Below are 17268 nucleotides of genomic sequence, written 5' to 3' on the forward strand. Positions count from 1 at the left end.
TACCACCTTCGCGAGCAAGCCGCTCCCACAGGGAATCGATGTTGAATTGAGAGGTGTGCCTTTCACAAAACCCTGTGGGAGCGGGCTTGCTCGCGAAGGCCGTTGCTCGGTCTCACTGAAAAAACGCAAAAAAAAAACGGAGCCCGAAGGCCCCGCTCTTTGCAACCAACCCGAAATCAGGCCAGTTTTTTGTGCCGTACCCGGTGTGGCTGGGCAGCCGCATCGCCGAGGCGCTTTCTACGGTCGGCTTCGTACTCGGTGTAGTTGCCTTCGAAGAACACCGCTTGCGAGTCGTCTTCGTACGCCAGGATGTGAGTCGCGACGCGGTCAAGGAACCACCGGTCGTGGGAGATCACAATGGCGGCGCCCGGGAAGTCCAGCAGGGCTTCTTCCAGGGAACGCAGGGTTTCAACGTCGAGGTCGTTGGACGGTTCGTCGAGCAGCAGGACGTTGCCGCCCTCTTTCAAGGTCAGGGCCAGGTGCAAGCGGCCGCGCTCACCGCCGGACAGGTCCTTGACGAACTTCTGCTGATCGCCGCCCTTGAAGTTGAAGCGACCGACGTAGGTGCGCGACGGGATCTCGTAGTTGCCGATGCGGATCTGGTCGGAACCGTCGGAAATCTGCTGGAACACGGTCTTGCTGCCGTCGAGGTCTTCGCGGCTCTGATCCACGCAAGCCAGTTGCACGGTTTCGCCGACTTCGATGCTGCCCGAATCCGGAGTTTCCTTGCCCATCAGCATGCGGAACAGGGTCGACTTACCGGCACCGTTACCGCCGATCACGCCGACGATGGCGCCTTTAGGCATGGAGAACGACAGGTTGTCGATCAGCACGCGGTCGCCGTAGCCCTTGGTGACGTTCTTGAATTCGATGACCTTGTCGCCCAGGCGTGGACCGGCCGGGATGTAGATCTCGTTGGTCTCGCTGCGCTTCTGGAATTCCTGCGATTGCATTTCTTCGAAGCGTTGCAGACGAGCCTTGGATTTCGACTGGCGGGCCTTGGCGCCTTTGCGCACCCACTCCAGCTCTTCCTTCATGGCTTTTTCGTGGGCCGACTGCTGCTTGGATTCGGCAGCCAGACGATCGGACTTGGCTTCCAGCCAACCCGAATAGTTGCCCTCGTAAGGAATGCCCGCGCCGCGGTCGAGTTCCAGAATCCAGCCGGCAACGTTGTCCAGGAAGTAACGGTCGTGCGTGATCGCAACCACGGTACCCGGGAAGTCGTGCAGGAAGTGCTCGAGCCATGCAACGGAGTCGGCGTCCAGGTGGTTGGTCGGTTCGTCGAGCAGCAGCATGTCCGGTGCGGACAGCAGCAGACGGCACAGGGCCACACGACGCTTTTCACCACCGGACAGGTGTTCGACCTTGGCATCCCAGGCCGGCAGACGCAGCGCATCGGCGGCGACTTCCAGCTGACGCTCCAGGTTGTGGCCGTCGCTGGCTTGCAGGATCGCTTCGAGCTTGGCCTGTTCGGCGGCCAGCTTGTCGAAGTCGGCATCCGGATCGGCATAGGCCGCGTAGACCTCGTCCAGGCGTGCCTGGGCGTCCTTGATCACGCTGACCGCTTCCTCGACCACTTCACGCACGGTCTTGGCCGGATCCAGTAGTGGTTCCTGCGGCAGGTAACCAATGTTCAGTTCCGGCATCGGGCGGGCTTCGCCTTCGAACTCGGTGTCGACGCCCGCCATGATTTTCAGCAGCGTGGACTTACCCGAACCGTTGAGGCCGAGCACGCCGATCTTGGCGCCGGGGAAGAACGACAGAGAAATGTTTTTCAGGATTTCCCGCTTCGGCGGAACAACTTTGCCCAGCCGATGCATGGTGAATACGTATTGAGCCATGGAGAACCTAGGGTCAGTGACTGATGAATGAATAGGGTACAGGCGATGCCTGGCCAGGCTGTGCGCGTCGTCCGATTGAGAGTTTTCAATACAGGCGCGCTGAAAAAGCCTAGGAGCTGGAACGCTCCCGCGTAACCGGCAAAGCTACCTTAATGACCGATGGCAGTCCAGCCGACGGGCAGGGACTGGCACTTAGCCACAACTCAAGGCATGCTAGCCGCCCTTCGGGCGTCCGGCTTATAGTGCACGTCGCGCCAGTCCAGCCAAACCGCAGGATTACAGCTTGTCCAATGTCCCTCCGCCCCTGATTTCCAGCGCGCCGGCCACAGCGCCCGGCTCCCCCCTGCGCGGAACCTTGAAGGGCGCCTTGGCGACACTCGTATTATTGCTGCTGGCACTGCTGTTCTGGCAGTTGCTCGATCAGTTGCGCGAAACCCAAAAGAACCAGCGTCAGTACACCATCGACTACACCGCCGATCTGGCCGCGCAAGTCAGTCTGAACATGGCGCTCAACGCGCAGATCGCCCTCAACCTGTTGCCGATCGTCGAACAACCGCAAGACGCCGATGAACTGCAGGCGCTGCTACGCAAACTGCAACAGTCGCTGCCTGATTTGCGCAGCCTGGCTTTGCTCAGCCCCTCGGGAAAAGTCATCCGTGACAGCGCCCCCGACAGCGCTGACAGCGACTACCTGGGTGAACTGATACGCCGTAGCCACGCCCAGGCGCACTACTTCAGCAATGCCACCGACGGTTCTGTCGTGCATTTACTGTTACATCAGGCCAGCGGCAGTTCCCGCGGCTACTGGGCCTTGCGCCTGACGCCCACCTTCTTTTCGTCCTTGACCAAGCAAAGCGATGCCGGCGGTCGCCCGTTGTGGCTGGTGGAAAACCGCATCAATCACCAGATCGTCAGCCGCGACGAAGCGCTGCCCTCCGTCAATCGGGGGACACTGACCACCGACGATATTGCCAACAGCGTGCTGACCGTTCCGTTGAGCAACAGCGATTGGCAGCTGCGCGGGCTGTTCGACCGCCAGCGAGTGCTGGAAGAACTGTTACCGGCGTTCATCGGCAAATGCCTGCTGGGCCTGGCGTTTTCCATGCTGCCGTTCGTCGCCTTGCTAAACACGCGCCGGGGTCTGCGCCAGTTGAATGAAGGCCGCCGACGTTACCAGGACATTTTCGAAGGCACCGGCGTGGCCCTTTGCGTCCTCGACATATCCGGGCTCAAGACTTTTTTCGACAGGGCACAATGGCAGGGCAGCGAACAACTGCACGCGTGGCTGGCGATTGCGCAACAACGCCGGCAACTGCTGCAGGAACTGCGGATCACCGAGGTCAACCAGGTCGCGCTGCAACTGCTGAATGTCGATAGCGCCGACAAAGCCTGGAAATTGCTGATCGACGGCCATCCGCAGGACGGCACCGCCATCGGCAACCAGGTGCTCGACGCGGTGCTCAACCAGCAGCAACAGCTTGAGCTGGAAATCAAAATCCAGGACGCCAGCGGTCGCGACCAGCACCTGTGGCTGGTGCTGCGTCTGCCGCAAACCCTGGACGACTATAAAGCAGTGATCCTGAGCATCACCGATATCACCAGCCGCAAGCTCATCGAACTGTCACTGCAGGAGCGCGAAGGGTTTTGGTCGGACGTAGTGCGCACTGTACCGGATCACCTGTATGTGCAGGATGTGATCAGCCAGCGCATGATCTACAGCAACCACCATCTGGGCCAGACGCTGGGTTACAACCGCACCGAACTGCAACAGATGGGCGAATACTTCTGGGAAATCCTCCTGCACCCCGAAGACGCCGACTATTACCACCGCTCCCGCCAGGTCCAGCGCCAGGCCGGTTATCGCCACTTGATGCAGTGCCAGTTGCGCTTCCGCCACCGGGACGGCCAGTGGCGACGCTTCGAGATTCGCGAGCAGGCACTGGCGCGGGACAACGAGGACCAGGTCACGCGGATCATCGGCGTGGCCAAGGACATCACCGACCAGATCGAAGCCAGCGAATCCCTGCGCGACAGCGAGCAGCGCTACCGCATGCTCGCCGAAAGCATCAGCGACGTGATCTTCTCCACCGACAGCCGCCTGAACCTCAATTACGTCAGCCCTTCGGTACAAGCCGTGCTGGGTTACGACGCCGAGTGGATTTTCCAGAACGGCTGGCAATCGACCATCGCCAACCCGCAACAACTGACCGGCATCTACCACCTGATGGACCGGGTCAGCAAAGCGCTGGATCAACCGGACCAACTGGCGCTGTTGCGCAGCCAGGTGCAAACCCAACTGTTTCTGTTCGATTGCCTGAGGGCCGACGGGCGCAAGATCCCGATAGAACTGCGCCTGGTATTAGTCTGGGACGAGCACGGTGCTTTCGAAGGCGTGCTGGGCGTCGGCCGCGACATCAGCCAGCAACGCCGGGCCGAGAAAGACTTGCGCATGGCCGCCACGGTATTCGAACACTCGACCTCGGCGATCCTGATCACCGACCCGGCCGGCTACATCGTCCAGGCCAACGAAGCCTTCAGTCGTGTCAGCGGTTATGGCGTGGAGCAGGTGCTCGACCAGTTGCCGAACATGCTGACCGTCGACGATCAGCAGGAAGCCCACCTGCGGTATGTGCTCAAGCAATTGAGCCAGCACAGCACCTGGGAAGGTGAAGTCTGGCTCAAACGCCGTAATGGCGAGCATTACCCGGCCTGGGTCGGGATCACCGCCGTGCTCGACGACGAAGGCGACCTGGCCAGTTATGTGTGTTTCTTCAGCGACATCAGCGAGCGCAAGGCCAGCGAGCAGCGGATTCACCGCCTCGCCTACTACGACGCCCTGACGCACCTGCCCAATCGATCGCTGTTCCAGGATCGCCTGCACACGGCACTGCAATCGGCCGAACGGCAGAAGTCGTGGGTAGTACTGATGTTCCTCGACCTCGACCGCTTCAAACCGATCAACGACTCCCTGGGTCATGCCGCCGGCGACCGCATGCTCAAGGAAATGGCCACGCGCCTGCTGGGTTGCGTTGACGATGACGACACGGTGGCGCGCATGGGTGGCGACGAATTCACCTTGCTCCTGCAACCGCGGGCCAACCGTGAAATCGCCTTGAACCGGGCGATTCATGTGGCCGAGCAGATTCTTGCCAGCCTGGTGACACCGTTCGTGCTCGAAGGCCGTGAGTTCTTTGTCACGGCCAGCATCGGCATCGCCCTGAGCCCGCAGGACGGCAACGAGCTCAGCCAGTTGATGAAGAACGCCGACACCGCGATGTACCACGCCAAGGAGCGCGGCAAGAACAACTTCCAGTTCTATCAGGCAGACATGAACGCCAGCGCCCTGGAGCGACTGGAACTGGAAAGCGACTTGCGCCATGCCCTGGAACAGAACGAGTTCGTGCTGTATTACCAGCCGCAGTTCAGCGGCGACGGCAAGCGCCTGACCGGTGCCGAGGCGCTGTTGCGCTGGCGTCACCCACGTCGCGGGCTGGTGCCGCCGGGGGATTTCATACCGGTACTCGAAGAACTCGGGTTGGTGGTGGATGTCGGCGACTGGGTGATCAGCGAGGCCTGCCGTCAACTCAAGGCCTGGCATCAGGCCAGGGTGCGGGTGCCGAAAGTGTCGGTGAACATCTCGGCGCGGCAGTTCTCCGACGGCCAGCTCGGCACCCGGATCGCCACCATCCTCAAGGAAACCGGCCTGCCGCCGGCGTGCCTGGAACTGGAACTGACCGAAAGTATCCTGATGCGCGAAGTCAGCGAGGCGATGCAGATCCTCGATGGTCTGAAAAACCTCGGCCTGAGCATTGCGGTTGACGATTTCGGCACCGGCTACTCATCGCTCAACTACCTCAAGCAGTTCCCGATCGACGTGCTGAAAATCGACCGCACCTTCGTCGACGGCCTGCCATCGGGCGAGCAGGATGCGCAGATCGCCCGGGCAATCATCGCCATGGCCCACAGCCTTAACCTGGCGGTGATCGCCGAAGGTGTGGAAACCCACGAGCAGCTCGATTTCCTGCGTGAGCATGGTTGCGATGAGGTCCAGGGTTACCTGTTCGGGCGACCCATGCCGGCGGGCCGGTTCGAAGGGCAGTTCAGCAATGATGCGCTGTTCATGTTCGACTGAAGCCTTGCGGTGATGCGGGCGGCCCCTTCGCGAGCAAGCTCGCTCCCACAGGGGAACGCATTCCAAATGTGGGAGCGGGCTTGCCCGCGAAGAGGCCCGCACAGTCACCACTGATCCCGTCATGAAGCCCACTTGTCTGCGACATGATGTCGTTTCATATGCCATCTAAAACCCATTGGGTTAGAATGCCCCCCTTTTCCGCCCCCGATCCTTGAGGACCGCCATGTTCAGCCGTGATTTGACTATTGCCAAGTACGACGCCGATCTCTTTGCCGCCATGGAGCAAGAAGCTCAGCGCCAGGAAGAGCACATTGAGCTGATCGCTTCGGAAAACTACACCAGCCCTGCGGTGATGGAAGCTCAAGGCTCGGTACTGACCAACAAGTACGCCGAAGGCTACCCGGGCAAGCGCTACTACGGTGGTTGCGAGTACGTAGACATCGTCGAGCAGCTGGCTATCGACCGTGCCAAGGAGCTGTTCGGCGCCGACTACGCCAACGTTCAGCCGCACGCCGGTTCGCAAGCCAACAGCGCCGTTTACCTGGCCCTGCTGTCTGCTGGCGACACCATCCTGGGCATGAGCCTGGCCCACGGTGGTCACCTGACCCACGGCGCCAGCGTTTCGTCCTCCGGCAAGCTGTACAATGCCATCCAGTACGGCATCGACGGCAACGGCCTGATCGACTACGACGAAGTCGAGCGTCTGGCCGTAGAGCACAAGCCCAAAATGATCGTGGCCGGTTTCTCTGCCTACTCGCAGATCCTCGACTTCCCGCGCTTCCGTGCAATCGCCGACAAGGTCGGTGCCTATCTCTTTGTAGATATGGCTCACGTTGCGGGGCTGGTCGCCGCTGGTGTCTACCCGAACCCGGTTCCATTCGCTGACGTCGTGACCACCACCACTCACAAGACCCTGCGCGGTCCACGTGGCGGCCTGATCCTGGCTCGCGCCAACGCCGACATCGAGAAAAAGCTGAACTCCGCGGTATTCCCGGGCGCCCAGGGTGGCCCGCTGGAGCACGTGATCGCAGCCAAGGCGATTTGCTTCAAGGAAGCGCTGCAGCCTGAGTTCAAGGCTTACCAGCAACAAGTGGTGAAAAACGCCCAGGCCATGGCCAGCGTGTTCATCGAGCGCGGTTTCGACGTGGTTTCCGGCGGTACTGAAAACCACCTGTTCCTGCTGTCGCTGATCAAGCAGGAAATCTCCGGTAAAGACGCCGACGCCGCTCTGGGCAAAGCGTTCATCACCGTGAACAAGAACTCGGTGCCAAACGACCCACGTTCCCCGTTCGTCACCTCCGGCCTGCGCTTCGGCACTCCGGCTGTGACCACTCGTGGCTTCAAGGAAGCAGAGTGCAAGGAACTGGCCGGCTGGATCTGCGACATCCTGGCTGACCTGAACAACGAAGCGGTGATCGATGCCGTTCGTGAGAAGGTCAAGGCTATCTGCAAGAAGCTGCCGGTGTACGGCGCTTAATCAGCCGGCTAGACCGCAGTCATGAAAAACCGGCCAGTGATGGCCGGTTTTTTTTCGTCCGTATTTTTTAAATCGGCAAAAGGCTCTAATCCGGGGATTTCAATCAACTGGTAAGACCGGTCATGCCAATTTCTTAATTTTTGCTTGCGAACACCCAAAAACAGCGCCTAGACTGCGCCTGCACTGGACATACCGGTAAGACCACAATAATTAAGTCCTGAAGCTGATACGCGCAGCGTACGGCAGCCAGGACACCGACCAGGATTCCTCCCATGCTCAGATGGTGCTCGCGTTCAATCTTCCTCCAAGTGGTTCTCGGACTGGTGCTCGGCATCGTCTGCGGGCTGACCCTTCCCGAATACTCCGCTCAGCTCAAACCACTCGGTGACGGCTTTATCAAGCTGATCAAAATGCTCATTGGCCTGATCGTGTTTTGCGTAGTGGTCAGCGGCATCAGTGGTGCCGGCGACCTGAAGAAGGTCGGCCGTATCGGCCTCAAATCGGTGATCTACTTCGAAGTGCTGACCACCATCGCTCTGGTGATCGGCCTGGTGTTCGCCTTCAGCACCGGCATCGGCAGCGGCGCGAACATTCACCTGGAGCAGCTTTCCGCGGCAGACATGGGCGATATTGCCCAACGTGGCCAGCACATGCACACCACCACGCAGTTCCTGATGGACCTGATTCCGACGTCTGTGATCGGTGCCTTTGCTGATAACAACATCCTGCAGGTCCTGTTGTTCTCCGTGCTGTTCGGCAGTGCGCTGAATCTGGTGGGCGAGGCGGCATCGGGTATTTCGCGGCTGATCAATGAACTCAGCCACGTGATCTTCCGCATCATGGGCATGATCGTGCGCCTGGCGCCGATCGGCGTGTTCGGTGCGATCGCCTTCACCACCAGCAAATATGGCCTGGACTCGCTGCAACACCTGGGTAGCCTGGTCGGCCTGTTCTACCTGACCTGTGTGGCCTTCGTGGCCCTGATTCTCGGCCTGGTGATGCGCCTCTCTGGCTTGAAGATGTGGCCGCTGCTCAAGTACCTGCGCGAGGAATTGCTGATCGTAATGGGCACTGCTTCGTCCGACGCTGTGCTACCGCAAATCATGCGCAAACTTGAGCATCTGGGCATCGGCAGTTCGACAGTCGGGCTGGTGATTCCCACCGGTTACTCGTTCAACCTCGACGGTTTCTCGATCTACCTGACATTGGCCATCGTGTTCATCGCCAATGCCACCGGTACGCCACTGGCGATGACCGACCTGCTGACGATTCTGCTGGTGTCGCTGATCACCTCCAAGGGTGCCCACGGTATTCCGGGCTCGGCGCTGGTGATCCTGGCGGCCACCCTGACAGCGATCCCGGCGATTCCGGTCGTGGGTCTGGTCCTGGTTCTGGCCGTGGACTGGTTCATGGGCATTGGCCGGGCGTTGACCAACCTGATCGGCAATTGCGTCGCCACCGTGGCCATCGCTCGTTGGGAAAAGGACATCGATGTGCAGCGGGCGAACAAAGTACTTTCCGGTCAGGCGGGTTATACCTTCCAGCCGCGAAAACCGGTGGCACCGGCCCATCAGCAGGAATTCTGAATCAACGGTGTGCCGGCGGCCTCGTCGGCACACCTTCACCACTTTTTAATGCTCGTGGAGCGAACAGTGATTACCTCGTCGACCGTTGTAAATTCAGTCGTAGAAAAACTTCGGGCCGCGCTGGCCCGAGGTCAGTGGCGCTCCGGCGACATGCTGCCGGGGCAACGTGAACTGGCCGAACAACTGGGTATCAGCCGTCCGAGCCTGCGTGAGGCCGTCATCGTTCTGGAAACCCTCGGACTGGTGCGCTCAATGCCGGGTAAAGGCGTGGTGGTGCTTGAGGCCAATCTCGCCGACAGCCAGGTGCATGACAGCGCAGTGGCCGCAGCGAGCCTGGAAGACGTGCTGCAACTGCGCTACACCCTGGAGCCGTTCATCGTCGGCCTCGTGGCACAGTCCATCAGCAGCAAGGAAGTCGGGCAACTACGCCTTACCCTGATGGACATGCGCGAAGCCCTGGAGGCCAATGATAGTGAAGCCGGCGTAAACGCCTACATCGCGTTCCACGAAGAGCTGTTCACGCTGACGTCGAATCCGATCTTCCAGAGCGTGGTGCAGCAGACCAGCAATGCCCTCAAGCAGAGCGCCGAAGTGCTGCGCAACTCCCCGGAGCACCTGGCTGAACGCCTTGAAGAAAACGAAGCCGTGGTGCGCGCGATCCGCAGCAAGAACAGCGCCCAGGCCAGCGCCGAGATGCGTCGGCACATTTTGCGCGAAGGCCAGCGCATGGGCATCGAACTGAACATCCCGGACGACAACCTTCGCAGTTGATTCCTCTTCGAACTGGAGACAGGCCATGAACAGCTTCGCCACAGCGCAATCACTCACTGCCCTGCCCTTCCCTCGACAAAGCTTCGGGAAGCCGTTGGCGGACGATCTTTATTCACAGATCTTCGACGCCATTCTTGAACGGCGCCTCCTGCCGGGCAGCCGCTTTACCGAAGACAGTCTGGGGCAGATGTTCGGTGCCCGCCGAAGTGAAATTCGTAGCGTGCTGACGCGCCTGGCCCATCAGCAGATCATCGTCCTTCGCCCCCATCACCGCCCTCGGGTCGCGGCATCGGATATCGAGCAAATCCGGCAGACGCTGCATGCCCGGCGGTTGACCGAAATCATGCTGGTGCATCTGGCCAGTCAGCGACCTCTGGATTTGAAGCCTCTTCGCGAAATAATTGATCAGCAACGCCAATGCCTGGACTTCGGCCAGCGTGGCGCAGTGCTTCGGTTGTCCGGTGAGTTCCACCTGCGATTGGCAGCCATGGCGGAGAATGCACCGTTGGCGCATTTTCTCGGCAGCCTGGTTCCAATGACCGCGCTAGCACTTGCGCAGTTTGATGGACAAATAGAGGATTATTGCGCGTGGCAGATGCATACCCAGATGCTGGATGCGCTGGAGTGTGGAGATGCAGCAAAGGCGCAAGCCTTGCTGAACCGGCATCTGGATTGTCTGGAAGAAAAATTGTTAAGCCTGAAACCTGTGCAAGTCCAACATCGTGTTACTAGTTAGATCACCTTCGCGAGCAAGCCCGCTCCCACAGTTGACCGAGCTCATTCAGGACAATCGCGGTCAACTGTGGGAGCGGGCTTGCTCGCGAAGAGGCCCTTTCAGAAATTGAAAAACACCAGCCTTACTCCGCCGCCACCCGTGCAAACCCCTCACGAATCTTCTCTTCCGGCAAATCGTCAGCAATAAACACGATCACACTTTCACGGGTTTCATCATCGGCCCACTCGGTGTCCCAGTCGAAACCATAGAGCTTCAAAACGCCCTGGAACACCATGCGCCGCGGCTCGCCGAGGATGTTCAACACGCCCTTATAGCGCAGCAACTGCTTGCCATGCTCCTCCAGCAGTTCGTTCATGAACTCGCTGAGCTTGTCGATATCCAGTGCCTTGTCCGTGCGCAGCACCAGGCTGGAAATACGGTCGATGGACGGTGCCTGGCTGACCGGTCGCAAACTCACACCACCACCGAGGTCGGCATTGAGGTTGAAGCCGCGTACATCGAGCAATTCGGCCAGGTCGATCCTGCCGTGGTCAACCACGCGGATCGGGGCGCGACGGTTGATGCGGGTCAGGCGTTCGCTCAACGCCGTGAAGGTCGGCTCGTCCACCAGATCGCGCTTGCTCACCAGCAAGCGGTCGGCAAAACCGATTTGCGCCTGGGCGATGGTCTGGGTCAGGTGCAGTTCGGCGTGGGCCGCGTCCACCAAGGTAATGATGCCATCGAGGATATAGCGCTCGCGCAACTCCTCATCGATGAAAAAGGTTTGCGCCACGGGTGCCGGGTCAGCCAGCCCCGTGCACTCGATCACCAGGCGGTCGAAGGCGATGTCGCCCCGGTCCAGACGCTCGAGCAACAGATAGAGTGCCTTGGTCAGGTCCGTATGGATGGTGCAGCAGACGCAGCCATTGGACAGCGTCATCACTTGCACCGGTTCATCACCCAACAACTGGGTATCGATACCGGCGTCGCTGAATTCGTTCTCGATCACGGCGATTTTCAAGCCATGCTCGGCTTTGAGCAGATGGCGCAACAGGGTGGTCTTGCCGGCGCCGAGGAAGCCGCTGAGGATCGTGACCGGGATGGGGGAGGACAAACTGGATCTCCTTTTTCACAAGATGAAAAAACAACACAAAACAAATGTGGGAGCGGGCTTGCTCGCGAAGGGGTTGTGTCAGTCGACATGAATGTTGAATGACACATCGCTTTCGCGAGCAAGCCCGCTCCCACAGGGATTGCTGTTAATCCGACAACCGGATCAACAGCACTTCGGCCCACCCTTGCCACCGTAACGGGCTTCCTGACGCTCCCGAAAGAACATCTCATAGCTCATCACCGGTTTGTCCGGGTGTTTGGTCTGCATATGCTCGACGTAATTGTCGTAGTCGGGCATGCCGACCATCAGGCGCGCAGCCTGACCGAGGTATTTACCGAGGCGACTCAGGTCATTGAACATGGTGCAAATCCTCGATCACGCTTCCGGCAGTGCCTGGAATGGCGACTCTTTATCCGTACGCTCTTTGCTGCCCCAGGCGGAAATACCAACCTTGAGCGCATAGAACAGGATGCTGAACACCACGAACAGGAACAGCGCAGTCAGCGTTGCGTTGGTGTAGGCGTTGAAGATCACGTGCTGCATCTGGGTGATGTCCTTGGCCGGGGCGAGGATCTGACCGTTGGCCAGCGCATCGCTGTATTTTCTGGCCAGGGCCAGGAAGCCGATCGCCGGGTTGGCATCGAACAGCTTGATGAAGCCGGCGGTGGTGGTGCAGATCAGCAGCCACACGGCTGGCAGCAGGGTGACCCAGATGTAGCGTTGGCGCTTCATCTTGATCAGCACGACGGTGCCGAGCATCAGCGCGATACCGGCCAGCATCTGGTTGGAGATACCGAACAGCGGCCACAAGGTATTGATGCCGCCCAGCGGGTCGATCACCCCTTGATACAGCAACCAACCCCACATGGCCACGCAACCGGCGGTCGCGATCAGGTTGGCGGTCCAGGATTCGGTGCGGCGCAGGGCCGGCACGAACGAACCGAGCAAATCCTGAAGCATGAAACGCCCGGCACGGGTACCAGCGTCGACCGCGGTCAGGATGAACAGCGCTTCGAACAGGATCGCGAAGTGATACCAGAACGCCATGGTGTTTTCACCCGGCAGAACACTGTGCAGGATCTGTGCGATCCCGACCGCCAGGGTTGGCGCACCACCGGCACGGGCCAGGATGGTGGTTTCACCGATGTCATGGGCCACCGCTTGCAGGGCTTCCGGGGTGATGGCAAAGCCCCAGTTGCTGACCGCTGTCGCTACCGCCACCACATCCCCACCGACGACCGCCGCCGGGCTGTTCATGGCGAAGTACACGCCTGGTTCGATCACCGAGGCGGCGACCATGGCCATGATCGCCACGAACGATTCCATCAGCATGCCGCCGTAACCGATGTAGCGGGCGTTGGTTTCGTTATCCAGCAGCTTCGGCGTGGTGCCGGAAGAGATCAGCGCGTGGAAACCGGAGACCGCGCCACAGGCAATGGTAATGAATAGGAACGGGAACAGACCGCCCTTCCACACCGGACCGGTACCATCGATGAACTGGGTCAGCGCCGGCATTTTCAGCTCGGGCATGGTGATCAGGATGCCGATGGCCAGGGCGACGATGGTGCCGATTTTCAAGAAGGTCGACAGGTAGTCACGCGGCGCCAGAATCAGCCACACCGGCAACACGGCCGCAACGAAACCGTAGCCGATCAGCATCCAGGTGATTTGTACGCCGGTGAAGCTGAACGCCTTGGCCCACACCGGATCCGCGGCAATCTGCCCGCCGAGCCAGATCGAACCGAGCAGCAACAGCACGCCGATCACCGAGATTTCACCGATGCGGCCCGGGCGGATGTAGCGCATGTAGATGCCCATGAACATCGCGATCGGGATGGTCGCCATCACCGTGAAAATACCCCATGGGCTTTCGGCCAGGGCTTTCACCACGATCAGCGCCAGCACCGCGAGGATGATGATCATGATCAGGAAGCAGCCGAACAACGCGATGGTGCCGGGGATGCGGCCCATTTCCTCGCGGACCATGTCGCCGAGGGAACGGCCGTTGCGGCGGGTGGACATGAACAGGACCATGAAGTCCTGAACGGCACCGGCCAGCACCACGCCGGCGATCAGCCACAGCGTGCCGGGCAGATAGCCCATCTGCGCCGCGAGCACCGGGCCGACCAGCGGACCTGCACCGGCGATGGCCGCAAAGTGGTGACCAAAAAGAATGTGCTTGTTGGTCGGCACATAGTCCAGACCGTCATTGTTGAGCACGGCGGGAGTGGCCCGTCGCGCATCGAGTTGCATGACATTGTTAGCGATGAACAGACTGTAGTAGCGGTAGGCGACCAGATAGATGGCCACGGCAGCGACCACAATCCACAAAGCGTTGATTGCCTCGCCTCGGCGCAATGCCACGACGCCCAGGGCGCACGCGCCTACGATTGCCAGCACCAGCCAAGGCAGATGGCGTAGCGGGCTATTATTATTTTTCATTTTATGATTCCAGCCAGAGTGGACAAGAAAGACAGCCACCCCGAGTTTAGCTCTCCTGACGGCAAAGACCATACCCCGACATTGGTCTAGACACCTGCGCACGCTGGCAGCCATTGATCATGCGGGTCTATAGTCAGCGTACATTTCCGAGGATCGCGCCATGAGCGAGCACCCTGCCGAACGTCGCCGCTTCAAACGTATTGCGTTCGATGCCCGAACCGAGCTGAGTCAGGGCGAATCCACCTGGCCGGTGAAGTTGATTGACCTGTCGCTCAAGGGGTTGCTGATCGAGCGACCCGATCCGTGGATGGGCAATCCGCAGCAGGATTTTCTAGTCGACATTCATTTGAGCGAAGAGGTGGACATCACCATGGATGTGCAACTGGCCCACGACGACCATGGCCAACTCGGCTTTGTCTGCCTGCACATCAGCCTGGAATCCATCGAGCGCCTGCGGCGATTGATCGAGCTCAACCTCGCTGATCCAGAAGAGTTGGAGCGCGAACTGGGTGCGCTGATCGAGATCTAACCATCAGCGAAAATCATTGTGGGAGCGGGCTTGCTCGCGAAGAGGCCATTACATTCAGCATCTCTGTTGACTGACACACCGCTTTCGCGAGCAAGCCCGCTCCCACAGGGTTGTGTATTAACCCGAAACTATTCGAACAACGCATCGAGTGCCTGTTCCAGGCGAGTGACGGCAACAATCTGCAACCCCGCCGGTGCCTCTTTCGGCGCATTGCCCTTGGGCACGATGGCCCGCTTGAAGCCGTGCTTGGCGGCTTCTTTCAAACGCTCCTGACCGCTCGGCACCGGACGCACCTCACCGGAAAGCCCGACTTCACCGAATACCAGCAGATCGTGGGGCAGTGGCCGATTGCGCAAACTGGACATCACCGCCGCCATCAACGCCAGGTCGGACGCCGTTTCCAGCACCTTGACCCCACCAACCACGTTGAGGAATACGTCCTGATCATGGGTCGGAATGCCACCATGACGGTGCAGCACCGCCAGCAACATCGCCAGCCGGTTCTGGTCCAGCCCCAGCGTGACCCGACGCGGGTTGGCCAGGTGACTATCGTCCACCAGCGCCTGAACCTCTACCAGCATCGGACGCGTACCTTCCCACGTCGCCATCACCACACTGCCCGGGACTTCCTCTTGGGCACGGGTCAGAAAAATCGCCGATGGGTTGGAGACTTCCTTCAGGCCCTTGTCAGTCATGCCGAACACACCCAGTTCATTGACTGCGCCGAAACGGTTCTTCACCGCCCGCAGCAGACGCAGGCGCCCGTCGGACTCGCCTTCGAAATACAGCACGGTGTCGACCATGTGCTCCAGCACCCGAGGGCCAGCCAGCGCGCCTTCCTTGGTGACGTGGCCCACCAGGAAAATCGCCGTACCGCTCTGTTTGGCATAACGCACCAGCAGTGCCGCGCTTTCGCGCACCTGGGATACGCCGCCCGGTGCCGATTGCAGTTGCTCGGTAAAGATCGTCTGGATCGAGTCGATCACCATCACCTTGGGCTTTTCCTGGCGGGCCGTGGCAATGATGGTTTCGATGCAGGTTTCGGTCATGACCCGCAGTTGATCCTGAGGCAACCCCAGGCGTCGCGCACGCATGGCCACTTGCTGCTGGGATTCCTCACCGGTGACGTACAGCGCCGGCATGCTCTTGGCGAGGTTGCACAAGGTTTGCAACAGAATGGTCGACTTGCCGATGCCCGGGTCGCCCCCTATCAGCACCACCGAGCCATCCACCAGACCGCCACCCAGAACCCGGTCCAGCTCACTGGAAGCGGTGGAGAAACGCGGAATTTCTTCGACACTGACTTCGGCCAGGGTCTTGATCTGCGCCTGTTGGCCGGCCCAGCCGGTACGCCCGCTGGGGGCTGCGGCCCCGCCACTTTCCACCATGGTTTCGGTGAGCGTATTCCAGGCCCCGCACTCACCGCACTGGCCGGCCCATTTGGGGAAGGTTGAGCCGCACTCGGTGCAGCCGTACATGCGCTTGGCCTTGGCCATCGGAACTCCCGGCAAAAAAACGCGATGATAGCTCAGCCGAGGCGCAGGAGTGCGGCCAGATATTTTGCAACCCCTTTGGACATTTCAAATAGCTTCATTAAACTCGGAATTACCAACATATGCCTGCCATACAAAAAACCTGTATAAGTTTTTTATTTAACACACCCAACAAACCCTGGGGACATATCTCACCGCCCGGCTTAAACCTATACAAACCTTATTCATCAACATATCTAATGCACAACCCAGACAACATTCAAACAAAACGCAGCCATTAACTCTTAGAGACATAAAACTTTCTACACAACCTCTCAATTAACGAAACAGTTCGTATTGCCATACTGCAATTAACTTTCAGTTCAGGCTCCTGCCCGCCCACTGCCCGATTAACTTCAACATCCCGATTCAGGGATGGTACTTCGACCTTGGTTCACTCATGCAAGTGAACCATACCGCTGTAAAAACCTTATGCGAACAGCCGCAGAAGACCGGGCCAGCCCATGGATGAGATCAATCGGTGAGTTTTTCAACTCCACCCAGGTCGATTGTGGGCAAGCACAGCAGGCAGTTGATTTGAGCAAAATTCAATTTGCTGATTTACACTGCGTTCATCAACCTCATCTGTAACAAGGAAATAACCTATGGGCGTGCTAAATGAGTTCAAGGCCTTCGCGGTCAAAGGCAACGTGGTCGACATGGCCGTCGGCATCATTATCGGTGCGGCTTTCGGCAAGATCGTTACGTCGTTTGTCGGCGATCTGGTCATGCCGCCAATCGGGATGCTGATCGGAGGGGTGGACTTCAGTGATCTGGCCATAACGCTCAAGGCAGCGGAGGGCGCCACTCCGGCGGTGGTGCTGGCTTATGGCAAATTCATCCAGACCATCATCGACTTCGTCATCGTCGCCTTCGCGATCTTCATGGGCGTCAAGGCCATCAACCGCCTGAAGCGCGAAGAGGCCGTGGCCCCTAGCCTGCCGCCGGTTCCAACCAAGGAAGAAGAGTTGCTGGGCGAGATCCGCGACTTGCTAAAGAGCCAAAACAACAGGCCTTGACCGCAATTACGAACAAAACGGCGCTTTTGAGGCTAATGCCAGTCAGTTACGCAATATTCAGCCGCGACACCCTTTGTAGCAGCTGCCGAGCCCGCGAGGCTGCGTTCGGC

The 17268-nt window shown here is 59.5% G+C and carries 12 protein-coding genes; 7 read left to right on the forward strand and 5 right to left on the reverse strand.

Annotation, left to right across the window (positions count from 1 at the left end):
• Nucleotides 1–176: 176 nt before the first annotated feature.
• A complete protein-coding gene (gene ettA / locus PMI28_RS05935) occupies nt 177–1841 on the reverse strand; it encodes an energy-dependent translational throttle protein EttA (protein ID WP_007990478.1) in 1665 nt (554 codons plus the stop codon).
• A gap of 283 nt (nt 1842–2124) precedes the next feature.
• Between ettA and PMI28_RS05930 the strand changes: the two genes are divergently transcribed.
• The 5 genes from PMI28_RS05930 (at nt 2125) to PMI28_RS05910 (ending at nt 10543) form a co-directional block, all read left to right on the forward strand.
• Nucleotides 2125–5973, forward strand: a complete 3849-nt coding sequence (locus tag PMI28_RS05930; RefSeq protein WP_007990480.1) for a bifunctional diguanylate cyclase/phosphodiesterase — start codon at nt 2125–2127, stop codon at nt 5971–5973.
• A 223-nt stretch (nt 5974–6196) separates the two neighbouring features.
• The gene (glyA, locus tag PMI28_RS05925) at nt 6197–7450 is read left to right on the forward strand and encodes a serine hydroxymethyltransferase (RefSeq protein WP_007990482.1); all 1254 of its coding nucleotides are present in this window, start codon (nt 6197–6199) and stop codon (nt 7448–7450) included.
• 272 nt (nt 7451–7722) lie between these two features.
• Nucleotides 7723–9036, forward strand: coding sequence for a C4-dicarboxylate transporter DctA (locus tag PMI28_RS05920; RefSeq protein WP_007990484.1), 1314 nt, complete (start codon nt 7723–7725; stop codon nt 9034–9036).
• A 66-nt stretch (nt 9037–9102) separates the two neighbouring features.
• Nucleotides 9103–9807, forward strand: a complete 705-nt coding sequence (locus PMI28_RS05915; RefSeq protein ID WP_007990487.1) for a FadR/GntR family transcriptional regulator — start codon at nt 9103–9105, stop codon at nt 9805–9807.
• A 25-nt stretch (nt 9808–9832) separates the two neighbouring features.
• The gene (locus PMI28_RS05910; protein ID WP_007990488.1) at nt 9833–10543 is read left to right on the forward strand and encodes a GntR family transcriptional regulator; all 711 of its coding nucleotides are present in this window, start codon (nt 9833–9835) and stop codon (nt 10541–10543) included.
• Between the two features lie 121 nt (nt 10544–10664).
• Here the strand turns inward: PMI28_RS05910 and yjiA are convergent, their stop codons facing one another.
• From yjiA to PMI28_RS05895, 3 genes are all read right to left on the reverse strand, one after another.
• Nucleotides 10665–11636 (reverse strand): GTPase, encoded by a 972-nt coding sequence (gene yjiA, locus PMI28_RS05905; RefSeq protein ID WP_007990490.1) that lies wholly within the window; start codon nt 11634–11636, stop codon nt 10665–10667.
• Between the two features lie 162 nt (nt 11637–11798).
• Nucleotides 11799–11996, reverse strand: a complete 198-nt coding sequence (locus tag PMI28_RS05900; protein WP_007895266.1) for a YbdD/YjiX family protein — start codon at nt 11994–11996, stop codon at nt 11799–11801.
• A gap of 15 nt (nt 11997–12011) precedes the next feature.
• The gene (locus tag PMI28_RS05895; RefSeq protein WP_007990492.1) at nt 12012–14078 is read right to left on the reverse strand and encodes a carbon starvation CstA family protein; all 2067 of its coding nucleotides are present in this window, start codon (nt 14076–14078) and stop codon (nt 12012–12014) included.
• Nucleotides 14079–14238: 160 nt separating this feature from the next.
• Between PMI28_RS05895 and PMI28_RS05890 the strand changes: the two genes are divergently transcribed.
• Nucleotides 14239–14607 carry a PilZ domain-containing protein gene (locus PMI28_RS05890; protein WP_007990494.1) on the forward strand — a complete coding sequence of 123 codons (369 nt, stop codon included), beginning with the start codon at nt 14239–14241 and terminating at the stop codon, nt 14605–14607.
• A 128-nt stretch (nt 14608–14735) separates the two neighbouring features.
• On the opposite strand, the gene radA is transcribed toward PMI28_RS05890, so the two are convergent.
• Nucleotides 14736–16103 (reverse strand): DNA repair protein RadA, encoded by a 1368-nt coding sequence (gene radA, locus PMI28_RS05885; protein WP_007990496.1) that lies wholly within the window; start codon nt 16101–16103, stop codon nt 14736–14738.
• 641 nt (nt 16104–16744) lie between these two features.
• Here radA and mscL point away from each other — a divergent pair.
• Nucleotides 16745–17158, forward strand: coding sequence for a large-conductance mechanosensitive channel protein MscL (gene mscL / locus PMI28_RS05880; protein ID WP_007990498.1), 414 nt, complete (start codon nt 16745–16747; stop codon nt 17156–17158).
• Nucleotides 17159–17268 lie beyond the last annotated feature (110 nt).

The sequence above is a fragment of the Pseudomonas sp. GM48 genome, assembly GCF_000282335.1.
Lineage (GTDB): Bacteria > Pseudomonadota > Gammaproteobacteria > Pseudomonadales > Pseudomonadaceae > Aquipseudomonas.